The organism is Rhodococcus sp. D-46 (genome assembly GCF_011290655.1).
GTDB classification, from domain to species: domain Bacteria; phylum Actinomycetota; class Actinomycetes; order Mycobacteriales; family Mycobacteriaceae; genus Rhodococcus_F; species Rhodococcus_F qingshengii.
Map to the genome: position 1 here is coordinate 120,455 of NZ_JAANTF010000009.1, position 18,791 is coordinate 139,245.

The window sequence follows — 18,791 nt, forward strand, 5'->3', positions numbered from 1 at the left end:
ATGACCACCTCGGTGCGCGAGCTCGACGTCACAGCGGTTCGGGCCGACTTCCCGATCCTGGCGCGAACCGTGCGCGACGGAAAACCTTTGGTGTACTTGGATTCCGGCGCTACCTCGCAGCGTCCGGTCCAGGTTCTCGATGCCGAACGGGACTTCCTGACCACGTGTAACGCGGCAGTACACCGGGGTGCTCATCAGCTCGCAGAAGAGGCGACGGACGCGTACGAGAATGCTCGCGCCACCATCGCTTCTTTCGTGGGCGCGGATTCGGACGAGTTGGTGTTCACCAAGAACGCCACCGAGGCTCTCAATCTGGTGACCTACGTTCTCGGTGACGATCGCTTCGACCGCCATGTCGGTCCTGGCGACGAAATCGTCATCACCGAACTCGAACACCACGCCAACCTCGTTCCCTGGCAGGAACTTGCGCGCCGAACCGGTGCGACGCTCAAGTGGTACGGAGTCACCGACGACGGCCGGATCGATCTCGATTCGCTGGAGCTGACAGACGCGGTGAAGGTCGTTTCGTTCACCCACCAGTCCAACGTGACCGGCGCGATCGCGCCCGTCGAGGAATTGGTGCGACGAGCACGCGCCGTCGGTGCACTCGTCGTGCTCGACGCGTGCCAGTCGGTGCCTCACATGGCCGTCGACTTCCACGAACTGGGAGTGGACTACGCGGCGTTCTCGGGCCACAAGATGCTCGGCCCTTCGGGGGTCGGAGTTCTCTACGGCCGTCGTGAACTGCTGGCAGCGATGCCTCCGTTCATCACCGGCGGGTCGATGATCGAGACGGTCACCATGGAGGTCAGCACCTACGCGCCGCCGCCTCAGCGTTTCGAAGCCGGCGTACCGATGACCTCACAGGTGGTCGGACTGGGCGCTGCCGTGGATTACCTGAACACCTTCGGGATGGACGCCGTCGCTGCGCACGAGCACGTGTTGGTGGAGGCTGCTCTCGAAAAGTTGTCGGCGATCGAAGGTCTGCGCATCATCGGACCACAGACGTCCGAGAACCGCGGCGGAGCGATTTCCTTTGTCGTGGACGGTATTCACGCCCACGACCTCGGACAGATCCTCGACGACGAGGGCGTCGCGATTCGCGTCGGACACCATTGTGCGTGGCCGCTGCATCGTAAGTTCGGTGTCGCTGCGACGGCCCGTGCGTCGTTTGCGCTCTACAACACCACCGCGGAAATCGATGTTCTCGTTGCCGCGATCAAGCGTGCGCAGGAATTTTTCGGTGTCGCAGGGGAGTTGAACTGAATCATGCGCATGGAGCAGATGTATCAGGAAGTGATCCTCGATCACTACAAACATCCGCACGGCCGCGGACTCCGTGAGCCGTTCGGCGCCGAGGTGCACCACGTCAACCCGACGTGTGGCGACGAGGTGACGTTGCGCGTCCAGATATCCGAGGACGGAACGGTCTCCGACGTCTCGTACGACGGTCAGGGTTGTTCGATCAGCCAGGCGTCGACGTCGGTGCTCAACGACCTCGTCATCGGGATGCAGGTCACCGACGCACTGAAGACGGTGACGGCGTTCAACGAGATGGTGAGCAGTCGGGGCACCGTCGAGGGGGACGAGGACGTTCTCGGCGACGGTATCGCGTTCGTCGGAGTCTCGAAGTATCCGGCACGCGTGAAGTGCGCCTTGCTCGGATGGATGGCATTCAAGGATGCTGTAGTCCAGATTGTCGACGGCAGTGCTGTGACGACGGCGGACAGCAGCAGTGAATTGGTCGACACGACTGAAGGACAGGGATCATGACCGAGACACAACCAGTGCAGGACGCCGAGGTCGGCGCTCCGGTGAATCCGAATCCCGATTCCACTGCGGAATTCGGTGGCGCACAGGGCAGTGGCACTGTCCCGTCGCCTGAGCGACTCGACGAACTCGAAGAAGCGATGCGCGACGTCGTCGATCCCGAACTGGGAATCAACGTCGTCGATCTCGGCTTGGTCTACGGACTCTTCGAAGACGACGGTGTCGTCACGATCGACATGACTTTGACGTCGGCGGCGTGCCCGTTGACCGACGTGATCGAGGACCAGGCGCGCGGCGCACTTGTGCGTAGCGATCTGTGTACCGACATGAAGATCAACTGGGTGTGGTTGCCGCCGTGGGGACCGGACAAGATCACCGAAGACGGACGCGAGCAACTGCGCGCACTCGGCTTCACGGTCTGACAAGCAACCTCGGCACGATCAACTGAATACATTTCACCGGAGCGTCGGTGCCCGTTCGTCGGGTACCGGCGCTTCGGTTTGTTATATAGGGCCGTTTTAGCCATGATATTCAGGACAATAGTCCCAAATGGTTGTTTGATGAATATTTGCTGGAAGCTGACTGATCGGTAACATCGCAGCTGATTGTCACGATGTGATCTCCGGCGGGCGATTTGCCAGTTTCCACCCGAGCTTTCCAAAGTATTCGTCTCATTTTCGAAGTGCCCCGATCAGTTCGAAGCGTCCAGCGGACGCATAAACCTGTTTGCATCATGATCAAGTTGTAAGAGGGAGATTCGTGTGGATGGCAGTCCCGACCGAGGAATCGTTTCCGCAGCTCGTCCGGACGACGAACTCACCTTCCCTCTTTCTGCCGCGCAACTTTCCCTGCTTGTCGCACAACAGCTTCGACCCGAGATTCCCGTCAGCATCGCTCAGTACGTGGACGTGGACGGCCCACTCGACATCGAGCTGCTGACCGCTGCCAGCAAACAGACCGGTCGTGAGATCGGCTCCGGATATCTGCGCCTGGTCGAGGTGGACGGGGTTGCGCGTCAGTGGCTCGATCTCGACATGGACGACTCCCTCGACGTGGTCGATCTTCGCGCCGAATCGGATCCGGAATCTGCAGCGCAGGAATGGATGCGCAGAGAGCACACTGCTGCCATCGATCCGTTCACCGATCGCCTGGTCAGGCTGGCAGTCCTGGTGCTTCGCGACGACCATTACTACTGGTACAGCCGTATTCATCACGTAGCGCTCGACGGTTTCGGCGCGATGTCGATGATGAACCGCACAGCCGAGATCTACACCGCCGCGGTGCGCGATCTACCAGTTCCCCCAGCGGTAACTGCCCCCCTCCAATCGTTGGTGAAGGCAGAGGCCGACTATCTGGGCTCCACGCGGTGGGAGCGCGATCGCGACTACTGGAACACCAAGATGGCCGACAAACCGGGCGGAACCTCGCTCGCGTCCTCGACTGCTCCGTCGCAGGCATGGTCTCGCCTACGGTCGGCGACGGTACCTACGGAACTGCGGAGCTCCCTCGAACGGCTGGCCGCCGCCCACGATGTGACGACGTCGTCAGTGGTGATCGGTGCTCTGGCGGCTTACCTCGCCCGGGCCACCGGGACCCGCGACGTGGTCCTCAGCCTGCCGGTCTCGGGGCGGACGACAAAAGCTGCTCGCCGGTCCGGCGGAATGATGTCGAACGTCGTCCCGATACGTGCGAGCGTCGATCCGCATTTCGCGGTCGGGGACTTGCTGCACGAGGTGAAGATCGAACTCACCGGCGCACTGCGTCATCAGAAGTACCGCCACGAGGACCTACGACGCGACCTCAACGCCGGTGATCACAGCATCGCCGACGGACGAGGCTTCCACGGGCCGTTGATCAACCTCATGCTGTTCCATTCCGGAATCACTCTCGGGGACGCGCACGGCGAACTGAACGTGATCTCGACCGGGCCGATCGAAGACCTCTCCGTCAACGTCTATCAGACTTCCGCAGCCGAAGAGATCCAGATTGACTTCGCCGCGAATCCAGACCTGTACACCAACGAGGACATCTCGCGTCACCACCGGCGTTTCCTCGAGTTCCTCGACTTGTTCTGCGCTGCGGAATCGGGAACTCGATTGATGGATATCGACCCCGACGCCGCGGGTAAATGGATCGCCGAAGTTCAACACGCCCGCAACGTCGAGTACTGGTCTGCGACCTTGTCGAACCCCGCCGAGGAACTGGGTTTGCCGGTCGTCGCCGGATCCGGTCGAACGTCCACGCCCCTCGAGATCGAGGCAGGCCTCTGCCGGAGCCTCGAGACGATGGCGACGACGATGAACACGAGTCTGTTCGTGCTGTTCCAGTCTGCGATGGCCGGACTGCTGCGCCGCGTCGGTTCGGCCGACGAGGTGTCGATCGGTGTCTCGGTCCGAGGGTACGGCGCCTCCAATCCGGACGATTTCGTCTCGATGTTCGCCAACCAGTTGGTGCTTCGCTCGACGGTGTCGAACACCATGACGCTCACCGACCTGGTCGGTGCGGTGGACACCGTCGCAATCGAAGCTCTCGAACACGCAGACATTCTTCTGTCTTCGGTGACCGCCGCACTCGGTGACGGCCGCTGGGTCGAGACGGGCCCGTTGTTCCGGGCGATGGTCTGTTTCGAGGAGCCGCTGGATGCTCACCCGAGATTTCCGGGGCTCATGGTCGGTGCGCCTATCGGATCGGATCTGGCCACCGTGCCGGAACTGTTTGTTTCCCTGGCGATTCCGACTGGTGAGCATGCCGATTTCGATCAGCCGATCTCCGGTGTTCTGGATTGGCTCGGCACGAAGAAGCAAGCCGAGGACCTCGCCGACCGTTATCTACGAATCTTGACCGCGATGGTCGGTACTCCGCACTCGGCGCTCGGCTCAGTGGATCTACTGCGCCCGGAGGCGCGCCAGGCGCTGGTGCCGCCCGTTCTGCCGATTACCCCGGTCCGAACGCTCTCCGAGATCCTTTCCGACCGCATTCGTGCGACCCCGGAAGCGATCGCCGTTGTCGCGGGCAGCGAGCGCGTGTCGTACCGCGAACTCGATCGACGATCGAATCAGTTGGCGCGCAAGCTCGTCGATCATGGCGTGCAATCCGAGTCGTTGGTCGGAATCATGCTGCCGAAATCCGTGGACATGATCGTTGCCGCTGTCGCGGTAGTGAAGGCCGGCGGCGGATACCTCCCACTCGATCGTGCACACCCCGCCGAGCGTTTGGCATACGTGGTCGAGGATGCGCAACCGGTGTGCGTCATCTCCGATTCCACTTTCCCGAACTCCGCCTTCCCGAACTCTGACGTGGTGGTCGTCGGGGTCGAATCCGACGAATACTCCGGTGAGAGTCTGGAAACCGATGAGCGCCCGCGCGGACACGGAGCCGACAATCTGGCGTACGTGATCTACACCTCGGGGTCGACGGGCCGACCCAAAGGTGTCTCCGTCACCCACGCCACTGTGGTGCGATTGTTCGAGAACACGCACGTCGAATTCGGATTCGACGGCAACGACGTGTGGACGATGTTCCACTCGTTCGCCTTCGACTTCTCGGTCTGGGAACTGTGGGGCGCGCTGCTCCACGGCGGAACGCTGGTCCTGGTCGATCACGAGGTATCACGCGACCCTGACGCCTTCCGGGCGCTGGTCGCCGCAGAAGGCGTCACCGTGCTCAATCAGACGCCCTCGGCCTTCTACCAGTACATCGAAGCCGACCTTCGGGCCGATTCGGAGACCCGGCTCCGGTACGTGATCTTCGGTGGCGAAGCCTTGGACCTGCGTCGACTCGGGCGCTGGTACGACAATCACCCGGGGTACGAAAGTCACACGGAATCCGCGCCTGCACTCGTCAACATGTACGGCATCACCGAGACGACGGTGCACGTCACCCATCTCGAACTCGACCGGGCGAGCGCGAGTGCGCTGACCGGCAGCCGGATCGGTGACGCGATCGACGGACTTCGTGTGTACCTGCTCGACGAGCATCTCTCCCCGGTCCCGGTGGGGATCGCGGGGGAGATCTATGTCGCGGGCGGTCAACTCGCCCGTGGCTATCTGGGCCGTCCAGACCTCACCGCGGGCCGGTTCGTTGCCGATCCTTTCAATGCCGGCGGACGACGGTTGTACCGGTCCGGCGACCGCGCACGATGGATTGCGCCCGGACAACTCGAGTACCTCGGACGCGGCGACGCGCAGGTCAAGATCCGCGGATTCCGGATCGAACTCGGCGAAATCGACTCCGTCATCCTCAGCGCGCCGGGAATCGACGATGCCGTGACCGTCGTGGCTCCGACGCCGGCGGGCGGCGCTCTCGTGACCTATGTGACCGCTTCCGACGTCGTGGACGCCGACGCCCTCCGAGCTCACGCCGCCGAAGCCCTCCCGACCTACATGGTTCCCGATGCCTTCATGGTCCTCGATTCGATTCCGTTGACCACCAACGGAAAACTGGACCGGCGTGCGCTGCCTTCGCCTATCCTGGCCTCCACCAAGGTCTTCCGACCCCCGACGACCCCGACCGAGGGCAAGGTTGCGGCGGTTCTGGCTGACATCCTGAGTAGTGGACCGCTCGGACTCGACGATAATTTCTTCCATCTGGGCGGAAACTCGCTGGTAGCGACGACGGCGGTAGCGCGCTTGACCGAAGCCACCGGGGTTAAAATGCCGCTGCGTGCACTCTTCGACCATCCCACGGTGTCTGGGATCGCGGCGACGATCGAGCGTGCGGCACAGACCCCGGACGCCGACGGTATTCAGGTCGTGGCCCGGCCGGCTGTACTGCCTCTCGCTCCCGCGCAGCAGCGACTGTGGTTCCTGAACCGCGTGGCACCGGAATCAGGTGCGTACAACATTCCACTGGCGGTGTCGTTGCGCGGCGCCGTCGATCCCGACGCACTCAGTGCCGCGATCGTGGACGTCGTGACACGTCACGAGTCACTACGCACCGTGTTTCCTCAGGTCGGTGACAACGCGACGCAGAAGGTTCTGGGCCTGGGCGAGGGGATCGCAGGGCTCGAGTCGATCGACGTGGAACGCGGAAGCCTCGAGAGAGTGATCTTCGAATTCTCTTCGGCCGGTTTCGATCTGGTCCGCGAACGTCCGGTGCGCTACCTGCTGATCACTGTCGCCGCCGAGAAGGAAGGCGATGAGGAGGAAGCTGTCCTCGTAGTGGTTCTGCATCACATGGTGGCCGACGGTTGGTCACTCGCCCCGTTGGCTGCTGATCTCACCGGCGCTTACGCCGCTCGCGTCGGCGGCAACAGCCCGCAGTGGGCACCGCTTCCAGTGCAGTACGCCGACTACACGCTCTGGCACCGAGAACACCTCGGGGACACGGCATCCACCGAATCGCTTGCCCACTCACAGATCACGTTCTGGAAGCGGCAGCTGGCAGGAGCACCCGAGCAGCTCCACCTGCCGACGGACCGTCCGCGCGCACTCGACCCGACCATGCGCGGAGCCGGAGTCGACATCAGAATCGGCGCTTCCACGCATCAGAAGCTCGTTGTACTTGCCGCCGATCACGACGCCACGCCGTTCATCGCCCTGCACGCGTGCTTCGCCCTGCTTCTGGCCAGGTACAGCGGCACGGACGACATCGTCATCGGAACACCGGTGGCCGGGCGAGGGGACAGATCTCTCGATCTGCTCGTCGGCATGTTCGTCAACACTCTTGCCCTGCGGACCGTCGTCGATCGGGACGTAACGTTTGCCGCACACCTGTCACAGGTCAGGGCCGTCGACGTGGATGCCTTCGACAATGCGGACGTGCCTTTCGACGTCGTCGTGGACGCGCTCGAACTGGACCGCTCGCCTGCGCACCACCCGGTCTTTCAAGCGGCCATCACCTCGCGGATAGCCACCACCCACACTGCCGAACTGGCCGGGGTGTCGATGACGGCGCGGGCAGTCGAGACGGGGCTGACCAAGTTCGACCTCGAGCTCACCGTCACCGAACGTCACGAGGCCGGAGCTGCAGCTGGGATCGATGCCACGTTCACCTATTCCACCGACCTGTTCGACAGCGCGACCGTCGAAGCGTTGGCGCGAAACTTCGTGACCCTCGTGGAATCGGCAGTGTCGGAACCGACTGCACCGGTTGGTGACCTTCGTGTACTCGGATCGCGGGAGAGTGCCGCGACGTTGCCGCGACGCGGTGTGGCTTCGGTGGGCGAATCGACGCTGGCGCAGATCCTCGGAGACACCGCGAGGAAGTATCCCGACGCGATCGCCCTCGAAGACTCCGAGCGCTCACTCTCGTACGGGGAGCTGGAGCGTCGATCGAATCGGATCGCTCGATACCTCATGGACCTGGGCGTCGGCCCCGAGACACCGGTCGCACTGGCAGTTGCCCGATCGGTCGCCTCCGTGCTCGCAGTCTGGTCGGTCACCAAAGCCGGTGGCGTTTTCGTCCCGGTCGATCCCCGTTATCCCGCAGATCGAGTTGCGCACATGCTCGCGGATTCGGGTGTGCGGATCGGAATTCGGTCCGCCGAGGTTGCGGCCGGTCCGGCAGCCGGCGGGAACGTCGCAGTCTGGATCGACCTCGGCGACGCGGACACGGTCGCAGAATGTGCCGCCTACTCCGACGCTGCCATCGACGACGCTGACAGAACAGCGTCGATCACTGCGGCGTCGGCCGCGTACGTCATCTACACCTCCGGCTCGACCGGAGTGCCGAAGGGCACCGTCGTCACTCACGCGGGTTTGGCCAATCTTGCTCGCGAACAACAGGATCGGTACCGGATCACCGCCGGGTCGCGAACTCTGCATTTTGCGTCACCGAGCTTCGACGGCGCCGTACTCGAGCTACTGCTCGCCGGTTCGACCGGCGCGACGATGGTGATCGCCCCTCCCGACATCTACGGAGGGGAGGCGTTGAGCGAGTTCCTCCGAAGCCACGAGGTCACTCATGCCTTCATCACTCCGGCTGCGCTGGCGACCGTCGATCCGGCGGGCGTGACGGCACTGGAATGCGTAGTCGTCGGCGGCGACGTGTGCACGCCGGAATTGGTCTCGAGCTGGGGCAACGGGCGCAGACTGCACAACGGATACGGTCCGACCGAAACCACTGTCATGGTTGCCATCAGTGACCCACTCTCACCGGGGGAGCCGATCACCATCGGCGGTCCCATCCGCGGCATCGACGCCGTGGTGCTCGACTCTCGGCTGCAACCGGTCCCGATCGGCGGCGTCGGCGAGCTGTACATCGGTGGGCCGGGCCTTGCACGTGGTTACCACCTTCGTCCCGCGCTGACGTCGGATCGGTTTGTCGCGCATCCGTACTCGACGCCCGGTGCCCGGATGTACCGAACCGGTGACCTGGTCCGCTGGACCAAGGACCTGACCCTTCGCTACGTGGGCCGCAGCGATCATCAGCTCAAGATCCGCGGGTTCCGCATCGAACTCGGCGAGATCGACGCTGCTCTGATGGATTCCCCTCTCGTCCAGTTCGCCACGACGATTCCCGTCGAATCCGCCGCGGCTACCACTCTGGCGTCGTACGTGTTGCTGAGCGGCGACGCTGATATCGAGTCGCTGTTCGTGGGACTCGCCGACACGCTACCGCGGTACATGATTCCGTCGTCGATCACCCCGATCGACGCCATTCCGTTGACTCCGGTCGGCAAACTCGATCGCAGAGCGTTGCCGACGCCGATACCGCGCGAAATCCTCGGAACGGGCCGTGAACCCGAGGCCGGACTCGAACGAACCGTTGCCGACGTGTTCGCTTCACTGCTCGACGTGCCCGAGGTCCGGGCCGGAGACAGCTTCTTCGATCTCGGGGGCAACTCGCTCGTCGCGACGCAGGTGTCCGCGCGGTTGAGCGCAGCGACGGGACTCACGGTGGACGTTCGCTCGATCTTCGAATCACCGACCGTCGAAGCTCTCGCTGCGCGTCTGGCGGCGAGCGCCGAAGAGTCAGACGATCGACCTGCCCTGAGCGCCGGTGCTCGCCCTGACCGCCTACCGCTCTCCGCAGCGCAACAGCGCCTGTGGTTCGTCAATCGCTTCGATCCGCAGTCCTCGGTCTACAACATTCCGTTCGCGATCCGCATCACCGGCGACCTCCACGGCGATGCACTCGAGGAGGCGCTTGCGGACGTCATCGCACGCCACGAGGTACTTCGAACGATCTACGTCGACAGCGCGGACGGGCCGAGCCAGGTCATCCGAGCGCTCTCCGACGTGCAGTTCTCCGTCGAGCGCTACTGCGGCTCCGAAGGTATCGACGCGGCGACGAGGGAGTTTGCGGCGCGGGGGTTCGATCTTGGTTCGGATCTGCCGATTCGGGCACTGCTCGTGCGCGTGGACGCCGACGCTCACGTACTGGTCGTCGTCATCCACCACATTGCCTTCGACGGCTGGTCGCTGACTCCTTTTGCCGCAGATTTCATCGCGGCGTACTCGGCGCGCTCTGTCGGAGATGCACCGGTTTTCACGCCGCTCGACGTGCAGTACGCCGATTACGCGCTGTGGCAGCAAGACTCGCTCGGACAGATCAACGATCCGGAGTCTCTGGTTGCCCGCGAGCTGACGTTCTGGACAGCTGCCATGGCTGGCGCCCCGGACGAGGTACTGCTACCGGTGGATCGCCCACGCGGATCTGTCACCACGACCGCCGTCGGATCGGTGCCGATCGTCATCGACGCGGCGACGGCGGAGCGACTCGGCGCCCTGGCGCGGCGCAGTGGCATGACGCAATTCATGGTCGTACACGCGATCTTGGCGGTTGTTCTCGCCCGTCTCGGTGCAACCGACGACGTGGTGGTCGGCACCCCGGTGGCAGGCCGCGGGCGACCCGAGCTGGATTCCCTGATCGGGATGTTCGTCAATTCGGTACCGCTTCGGACGCCGGTCGATCACCGAGCGTCGTTCACCTCCCTGCTCGAGGTCGTCCGTGAACGCGACCTTGCCGCCTTCGCGCACCCCGAGCTGCCCTTCGAGGTGCTGGTCGACGCCCTCGATCTCGACCGGTCCACTACGCGACACCCCCTGTTTCAGGTCATGCTGTCGTACCACCAGAATGTGGTCTCGCCGCAGGTCACGGTCCACGACGCGCATCTCGAAGCGCAAGCACTCGAACCGTCCGTCGCGAAGTTCGACCTCGAGTTCACCCTGCTGGCAGGCGATTCCGAGAAGACCGAGATCACCGGGTCGCTCAGGTTCGCCGAGGCGCTCTTCGACATTGCCACCGCGGAAACGATCGCCGCGCGTGTGCAGTCGGTGGCCCGCGCCGTCGCCGCAGATCCGGACGCCGCGATCGACGACCTAGATTTCCTCAGCACCCTCGAGCGGGCGTCGCTGATGCCGGTTCGCGGTCCGGCGTGGACCAGTTCGCGCACCTTGGCCGAAATATTGACGCGGACCGCCACCCGTTCAGGCGATTCGGTGGCCCTTCGATCCGGTGACACCACCGTGCTCTACCGAGATCTCTTCGCCCGTGCATCGGCGCTTGCCCGCCGTCTGACCACGGAACGGATCGGTGCCGAAGACATTGTGGCGATCGCGATTCCGCGCTCGATCGACTCGATCGTCGCCTTGTGGGGCGTTTCCTTGACCGGCGCCGCGTTTGTTCCGGTCGATCCGCGATACCCCGCCGATCGCATTCTGCACATGCTCACCGACTCCGGAGCCACTCGCGGAGTGACGACGGAAGCGGTGATCGAATCACTGCCCCGCCCGGTTCCGTGGATGACAATGGACGACATCCACGGCGACGGTGTCGGGCAGCCGGTTCCGGCCGCGCCGATCCGAATCGACAACCTCGCCTACATCATCTACACCTCCGGATCGACGGGAAAGCCCAAGGGCGTCAGCATCACTCATCGTGGCCTGAGCGCGTTGGCGGCCGAGCAGACGGCGCGTTACGGCATCTCGGCGCAGTCGCGGACGCTGCACTTCTCCTCACCGAGCTTCGACGCATCCATCCTCGAACTGCTGCTCGCAGTCGGTGAAGGCGCGACGATGGTGATCGCCTCTCCCGACGTCTACGGCGGCCAGGACCTCGCCGAATTGGTCACCGATCACCAGGTGACCCACGCGTTCATCACACCGGCAGCGCTGGCCTCGGTCGATCCCACCGGGCTGGACGTCTTGCAGTCGATCGTTGTCGGTGGCGAGGCATGCCCACCCGAACTGGTCCGTAAGTGGGCACCGGGTCGCCGATTGTTCAACGGCTACGGGCCGACGGAAACCACCGTCATGGTCTGCATCAGTGATGCCTTGAGCGTGGGGGAGACCGTGACCATCGGCGGGCCCGTCCGCGGCGTGTCCGCGGTAATTCTCGACGGCTCGGCTCAGCCGGTACCCGTCGGGGTCACCGGTGAGCTCTACATCGCCGGCCTGGGACTTGCCCGCGGCTACCTCGACCAACCCGCCTTGACGGCGACGCGATTCGTGGCAGCGCCGTTCGGCCCGGCCGGCACCCGCATGTACCGGACCGGTGACTTGGTTCGGTGGACGCCGCTCGGGACGATCGAATACGTCGGACGCTCCGATCACCAGGTGAAAGTGCGCGGATTCCGCATCGAACTGGGCGAGATCGACTCCGTCCTCAGCACTTACCCCGGCGTCGAGTTCGCGGTCACCGTGGGCGTCGACGCAGCTTCCGGTGAGACGATGTTGGCGTCGTACGTAGTGCTCGGCGCCGATGCGGTCGAGATGGACGAGTTGCTGAGCCATACGCGCCGCTCACTGCCCGCCTTCATGGTGCCGTCGGCGATCACCCCGATCGATCACGTACCGCTGACCCCCGTCGGGAAGCTCGACCGATCGGCGCTGCCGGCGCCGACACTGCGTTCGTCCGAGCGAAGTGTCGAGCCGCTGACGACCGCGACCGAACTCCAGGTTGCCGGCGTCGTGGCGGAACTGCTGGGTATCGAACAGATCAGTGCGTCGGACAGTTTCTTCGAACTCGGTGGCAACTCACTGCTCGCCACCAGACTGGCCCAGCGACTCGGCGAGTCGTTGGGCAGGCAGGTGCCTGTCCGAATGCTGTTCGAGCACCCCGAAATTCGGGAACTTGCCACCGCGCTCGACACATCCGCCGGGGCGAAGGCGCTTCCACCGATCACCGCCGTAGACCGCCCCGAGCGAATTCCGCTGTCCTACGCGCAAGCACGCATCTGGTTCCTCAACCAGATGGATCCCGGCTCACCCGCGTACAACGTCCCTGCTGCGATCTCCCTCGACGGTGCACTCGACGTTCCGGCCCTCGAAGCTGCGGTCCTCGACGTGATCGAAAGGCACGAAATCCTGCGCACGGTGTTCCCCGACTCCGGCACCGGTCCACACCAGGTGATCCAGGATGCATTCACCTCGTTCGAGTACGGAAATGCGGACACCCGTGAACCGGCAGAGTTCGCCAGAGAATTCGCGTCGCGTGGATTCGACATCACGACCCAAGCTCCCGTTCGCGCGCTCCTGCTCGAATCGACGCCGCAGCACCACACACTTGTCATCGTGATCCACCACATCGCGGCGGACGGATGGTCGATCGCGCCGTTGATGAAGGACGTGCTCACCGCCTACGTCGCGAGAAGTTCGGGACACGCTCCCGAGTTCACCCCGCTCGAAGTGCACTACGCGGACTTCGCCATCTGGCAGCGGGAAGCGCTGGGCTCGGTGGACGAATCCGAGAGCGTGCTAGGGGCACAGGCGTCGTACTGGCGGGAGACGTTGCGGGGAGCACCTGAATTGATCGACCTTCCGAGCGATCGAGCGCGCCCGCGCACCCAGTCGTTAAGCGGTGCCCACACCGCGGTCTCGCTTCCGGCGCACACCCGGATCGCGGTCGAGGCGGTTGCCGGAGCCAATGCGGCGACGCCGTTCATGGTGCTGCACGCTGCCTATGCCGTTCTGCTGTCCAGGCTGAGTCGAAGCACCGACATCGTGATCGGATCTCCGGTCGCCGGGCGAGGACACCGAGTTCTCGACGACCTCGTGGGAATGTTCGTGGGCACGGTCGGACTGCGCACGACGGTCGATCCCGGGTCGACGTTCGTCGACGTTCTGCGTACTGTCCGCTCCGTCGATCTCGACGCCTTCGCCCACGCGGACATTCCGTTCGAGCAGGTCGTGGACGTGGTGGCGCCGACCCGGAGCACCGACCGTCATCCGGTGTTCCAGACGATGATCTCGTTCCACGGCGCCCACCCGACGACGTGGGACCTGCCTGGACTTGCCGTTCGTGCCCACGAGATCACACCGGACATCGCCAAGTACGACCTGCAGTTCACCGTTGTCGAACAGACCGCGGAGGAAGGCGGCGGCTACGAGGCCTCCCTCACCTACGCGAAGGATCTCTTCGACACCGATACGGCGGAGTCGTTTGCTGTGATGCTGGAAACGATCGTCGAGACACTGACTGCCCAGCCCTCCGCCGTCGTCGGTGACGTGGATCTTGCGGGACGTCGCCTGCGTGCGTTGCCCGGACGTCCGGCCGGCGATGCTTTGACCTTGCCGGAGTTGCTGCTTCGCGGCGCTGCCGATCCGCACGCTCCGGCAATCGTCGACGTCGCCACATCCGTCACGCTCACGTACGGCGAACTCGACCGACGCTCCGACGCTATGGCGTTTGCGTTGATCGCTCGCGGAATAGCGCCGGAAATGATGGTGGCACTGGCGCTTCCGAGGTCGGCCGACTATGTGATCGCGCTCTGGGCCGTAGCGAAAGCCGGCGGAGTGTTTCTTCCCGTGGATCCGGCGTACCCCGCCGAGCGGATCGAGCACATGCTCACCGACAGTGGAGCGGTACTCGGTATCACCAGGGGCGAGTATGCGGCCGACCTTCCTGGCGTCACATCGTGGATCGAGTTGGATGCGATCGAATTCACCACCGAAATCGAGGCAGTCCATTCCGAGACACTGCCGGACGCGCCACTCGAGTTCGACAACCCGGCCTACTTGATCTACACCTCGGGCTCGACAGGAAAACCCAAGGGCGTATTGGTCACTCACGCGGGACTGGCAGCGTTTGCCGACGAACAGCGGGAGCGTTTCGGCGTCACCGCGCACTCTCGCGCTCTGAGCTTCGCCTCGACGAGCTTCGACGCGTCGGTTCTCGAGCTCCTTCTGGCTTTCGGCGCCGGCGCAACGATGGTGATAGCGCCTCCGACAGTTCTCGGCGGTGTCGAATTGCACGAACTGCTCGACGAGCAGACGATCACCCATGCTTTCGTGACTCCAGCCGCCTTGGCGACTGTCGATCCCGCCGGGCTCGACCATCTCGAAGCCGTCGTCGTCGGCGGCGACGCCTGTTCCGCCGACCTCGTATCTCGGTGGGCACCGGGGCGCCGAATGTTCAACGCGTACGGCCCGACCGAGGCCACCGTCGCCGTCACCATCAGTGATTCGCTGGTCGCGGGGGAGCCCGTGACGATCGGCGGCCCGATCCGCGGCGTGGACGCGATGATTCTCGATTCCCGACTGCACTCGGTTCCCGGCCAGGTCGTCGGTGAGCTCTACGTCAGCGGCGACGGTCTCGCCCGCGGGTACCTCGGCAACCCCGCACTCACAGCCGCGCGCTTCGTCGCCGACCCGCATGGACCCGAAGGCGCTCGCATGTACCGCACCGGGGATCTTGTGCGCGAAAATCGCTCAGGGGCACTGATCTACCTCGGACGCGCAGACCACCAGGTCAAGATCCGAGGGTTCCGAATCGAACTCGGAGAAATCGACGCGGTGCTGGCAGCGGAAGCGTCCGTGCATTCGGCTGTCAGCGTCGTCGTCGGGGAGGGCGTCGACGCTCGGATCGTCGCGTACGTCGTCCCGGCACATGCGGACTTCGACGCCGCCGCGCTACGCCGTCACGCAGGTATATCGCTGCCTGCGCACATGATCCCGTCCGCTGTTGTCGTGATCGACGCAGTCCCGACCACACCGGCGGGCAAGCTCGATCGCAGCGCTCTGCCTGCTCCCAACTGGGAGTCGCCGAGTGGACGCAGTCCGGAAGGCAGCGACGAGATCGCGATCTGCGCTGCTTTCGCAGAGGTACTCGATCTGGCCGACGTAGACACGTACGCCGATTCGAGTTTCTTCGAACTCGGCGGCAACTCACTCATGGCAACGCGTTTGGTCGCTGCCATCAAAGAACGCACCAGCATGACCGTCCCCGTCGCGTGGATATTCTCCGACCCGACTCCGGAGGCATTGGCGCGCAGACTCTTCGAACTCGAGGCAACAGTTGTGACAAGTGACGCGGATACCTCCGCACTTGCGGTAGTCCTGCCACTACGTCCGGAAGGCCGCGCCGAGCCACTGTTCTGCATCCATCCGGCCATCGGATTGGCCTGGTGCTACGGAGCGCTCGATCGCTACGTCGACTCCAGCCGGCCGCTCTACGGCCTGCAGTCGCCGGTCCTGACGGACTCCGAATTTCGGGCGGAGCTGATCGAGGACTTCGCGGCGCGGTACGTCGAGGAAATTCGCGGAGTTCAGCCGCACGGTCCGTATCACCTGCTGGGGTGGTCCATCGGCGGATTGATCGCTCACGCGGCGGCGGTACAGTTGCAAGCCGCGGGTGAGAGCGTCGCCGACCTGATTCTGCTCGACAGCTTCGTTCTCGAAGACCCGACGATGGCAGGCGCGCAGCCTTCTCTCGCCGAACTGATCGGCGGGTTGGGGATCTCGGTCCCGGACACCGGCGAGCGTGATCTGACACCCGAGGACGCCGAAGCGCTCTTGCGCGAAGCCATCGGCGATCACCCCTTGGTCTCGAGCGATCGGATCGAGCGACTGTTCGAGGAATACTCCGCCGGCGCCGAACTGGCTCACCGATACCGCCCGGGCAAGTTCGTGGGCGATCTGCTGTTCTTCTCGGCACACGCCGACACCTTCGACCCGCTGCGAACCGCGTCGGCGTGGCGACCGTTCGTCTCCGGGGTGATCATCGACCGTCCGGTGCCCACGTCACACGCCGAAATGTTCACCGAGGCAGGTCTGGAGGCGATCGGACCCGTGATCAACCTTGCGGTCGGAACGGGTCGTCACGCGGCCCCGGACGTCGACGCAGAGTTGGACGCTCTGATCGAGATCCAAGACGTGCGCGGCTGACTCAGGCTCGTTTCTTCCTCGGTGTAGTCGACTTCGACGAGCCGGCCTTGGAGGCGTTCGACTTCGCTTCGTCCACACTGCGCTGCAGTGCGGCAACCAGGTCCACCACCTCCGCATCGGTGCCCTCTTGGTCGACCTCGGCGGCCGGGATGACCTTCTTGCCGCCGTTCTCGATCATCTCGTCGAGCAACTGCCTCAGTTGGAGCTGATAGTCGTCGGTGAACTCGGTCGGATCGAAATCGCCCGCCATGCTCTCGACGAGCGTCTGCGCCATCTTCAGTTCCTTCGCCTTCGGCTTCTCCACGTCGTCGAGGGAAGGGAACTCTGCTGCACGAACTTCGTCGGGCCACAGCAAGGTCTGGATCACCAGAACACCATCGCGAGCGCGCATCGCGGCCAGGCGCGTCTTCTGTCGCAGCGTGAAATGCACCAGTGCCGTTCGATCACTCTCGGTGAGCACAGTCGAAAGCAGGACGTACGCCTTCGGCGACGCCGAATCGGGCTCGAGGAAGTAACTCTTCTCGAACAAGATCGGATCGATCTGATCGTTCGGCACGAATTCCAGCACCGGAATCTCGTGCTTCTCCGCAGCCGGGAGTTTGTTGAAGTCCTCGTCGCTCAAGATGACGCGCGATCCGTCTTCCGAGTCGTACGCCTTGTCGATGTCCGCGAACTGAACCGTGTTTCCGCACTCGGAACACACACGGTTGTACTTGATGCGGCCACCGTCTTTTGCATGGACCTGGTGAAATCGGATGTCGTGGTCCTCGGTCGCCGAGTACACCTTGACCGGGACGTTGACCAGACCGAAGGCTATCGAGCCTTTCCAAATCGAGCGCATGCCTCCCATGATGGTCGCCGCCGGCCGTTTGCGCGAGGCAAACGATCACGGTTGATCCCGAACCGTTGCGTGTGGATGGGTCGGTTCGGGGCGTATCGAGCGGGTATCCGCTTCGAGAACCCGACTCGCACACCTGGGGAGACGCTCCGATGAGAATCCGAACCTACCGTCGACGCGTCACCGCGGCGCTGGCGATTTCACTGGTTCCACTGCTGTTTGCGCCTTGGCCCGCGAACGCAGATCCGGCACGCACCGTAACCATCAGCGTCCACTCCGACGCGATGGGCCGCGACATTCCACTCGAGGTGGTCCTCCCCGCCGACACGAGCGCCCCACGGCCCACGTTGTATCTGCTCAACGGCGCCGGTGGTGGCGAGGACAGTGCAACGTGGGAAGGACGGACCGATGTCCTGGACTTCTTCGCCGACAAGAACGTCAACGTCGTGACGCCGCTGGAAGGTGCGTTCAGCTACTACACCGACTGGCAGAAAGACGATCCCGTACTCGGGCGCAACAAGTGGCAGACGTTCCTCACTCGCGAACTGCCGCCCGTCATCGATGCGCAGTTCGGTACCAACGGGGTCAACTCCATCGCGGCGATTTCGATGACGGCGACGTCGGTACTCAATCTCGCGATCTCGGCACCAGGGCTTTATCGGAGTGTCGGGGCCTACAGCGGGTGCGCGGAGACTTCCACCCAGCCGGGTCAGGACTATGTGCGGTTGGTGGTCGGCGCGCGGGGTGGCGCTGATCCGACAAACATGTGGGGACCGTTCGACGGTCCGGGGTGGCGCGAGAACGATCCGGTCGTGAACGCGGAGAAGTTGCGGGGGACCGCACTGTACGTTTCCACCGGATCCGGGCTGCCAGGTCCGCATGACAACCTTCAGGCACCCGATGTGAACGGAAATCCCGGAGCCCTCCTTAATCAGATCGTCGTCGGCGGCATCATCGAATCCGCGGTCAACGGGTGCACGCACGGCTTGGCGGACCGACTGAACGCACTGGGCATCCCCGCGACCTTCGACTTCAAGCCGACTGGAACCCACTCGTGGGGCTACTGGCAGGACGACCTACACAATTCCTGGCCGATGATCGCCGGCTCGATGGGAGCGCAGTAGTCGGTCCGGAGT

Annotated in this window: 6 protein-coding genes; 5 read left to right on the forward strand and 1 reads right to left on the reverse strand. The window is 63.9% G+C overall.

Going from position 1 to position 18,791, the window contains the following annotated elements; all coding sequences use genetic code 11:
• The 4 genes from G9U53_RS23595 to G9U53_RS34230 all read left to right on the forward strand — a co-directional run bounded on the left by G9U53_RS23595 (nucleotide 1) and on the right by G9U53_RS34230 (nucleotide 16,817).
• A complete protein-coding gene (locus G9U53_RS23595) occupies nucleotides 1-1,266 on the forward strand; it encodes a cysteine desulfurase (protein ID WP_003944865.1) in 1,266 nt (421 codons plus the stop codon).
• 3 nt (nucleotides 1,267-1,269) lie between these two features.
• The gene (gene sufU, locus G9U53_RS23600; RefSeq protein WP_003944894.1) at nucleotides 1,270-1,773 is read left to right on the forward strand and encodes a Fe-S cluster assembly sulfur transfer protein SufU; all 504 of its coding nucleotides are present in this window, start codon (nucleotides 1,270-1,272) and stop codon (nucleotides 1,771-1,773) included.
• Nucleotides 1,770-2,192, forward strand: a complete 423-nt coding sequence (locus tag G9U53_RS23605; protein ID WP_003944963.1) for a metal-sulfur cluster assembly factor — start codon at nucleotides 1,770-1,772, stop codon at nucleotides 2,190-2,192. Before sufU ends, G9U53_RS23605 begins: the two co-directional genes overlap by 4 nt.
• A gap of 339 nt (nucleotides 2,193-2,531) precedes the next feature.
• Entirely contained in the window at nucleotides 2,532-16,817 is a 14,286-nt protein-coding gene (locus G9U53_RS34230; protein ID WP_165639256.1) for a non-ribosomal peptide synthetase, read from the forward strand.
• 1 nt (nucleotide 16,818) lies between these two features.
• Here the strand turns inward: G9U53_RS34230 and G9U53_RS23615 are convergent, their stop codons facing one another.
• Nucleotides 16,819-17,667 (reverse strand): Ku protein, encoded by an 849-nt coding sequence (locus tag G9U53_RS23615; RefSeq protein WP_020907736.1) that lies wholly within the window; start codon nucleotides 17,665-17,667, stop codon nucleotides 16,819-16,821.
• A gap of 140 nt (nucleotides 17,668-17,807) precedes the next feature.
• On the opposite strand from G9U53_RS23615, the gene G9U53_RS23620 reads away from it, so the two are divergent.
• On the forward strand, nucleotides 17,808-18,779 hold the full coding sequence (locus tag G9U53_RS23620) for an alpha/beta hydrolase family protein (protein ID WP_058038776.1): 972 nt from the start codon (nucleotides 17,808-17,810) through the stop codon (nucleotides 18,777-18,779).
• Nucleotides 18,780-18,791 lie beyond the last annotated feature (12 nt).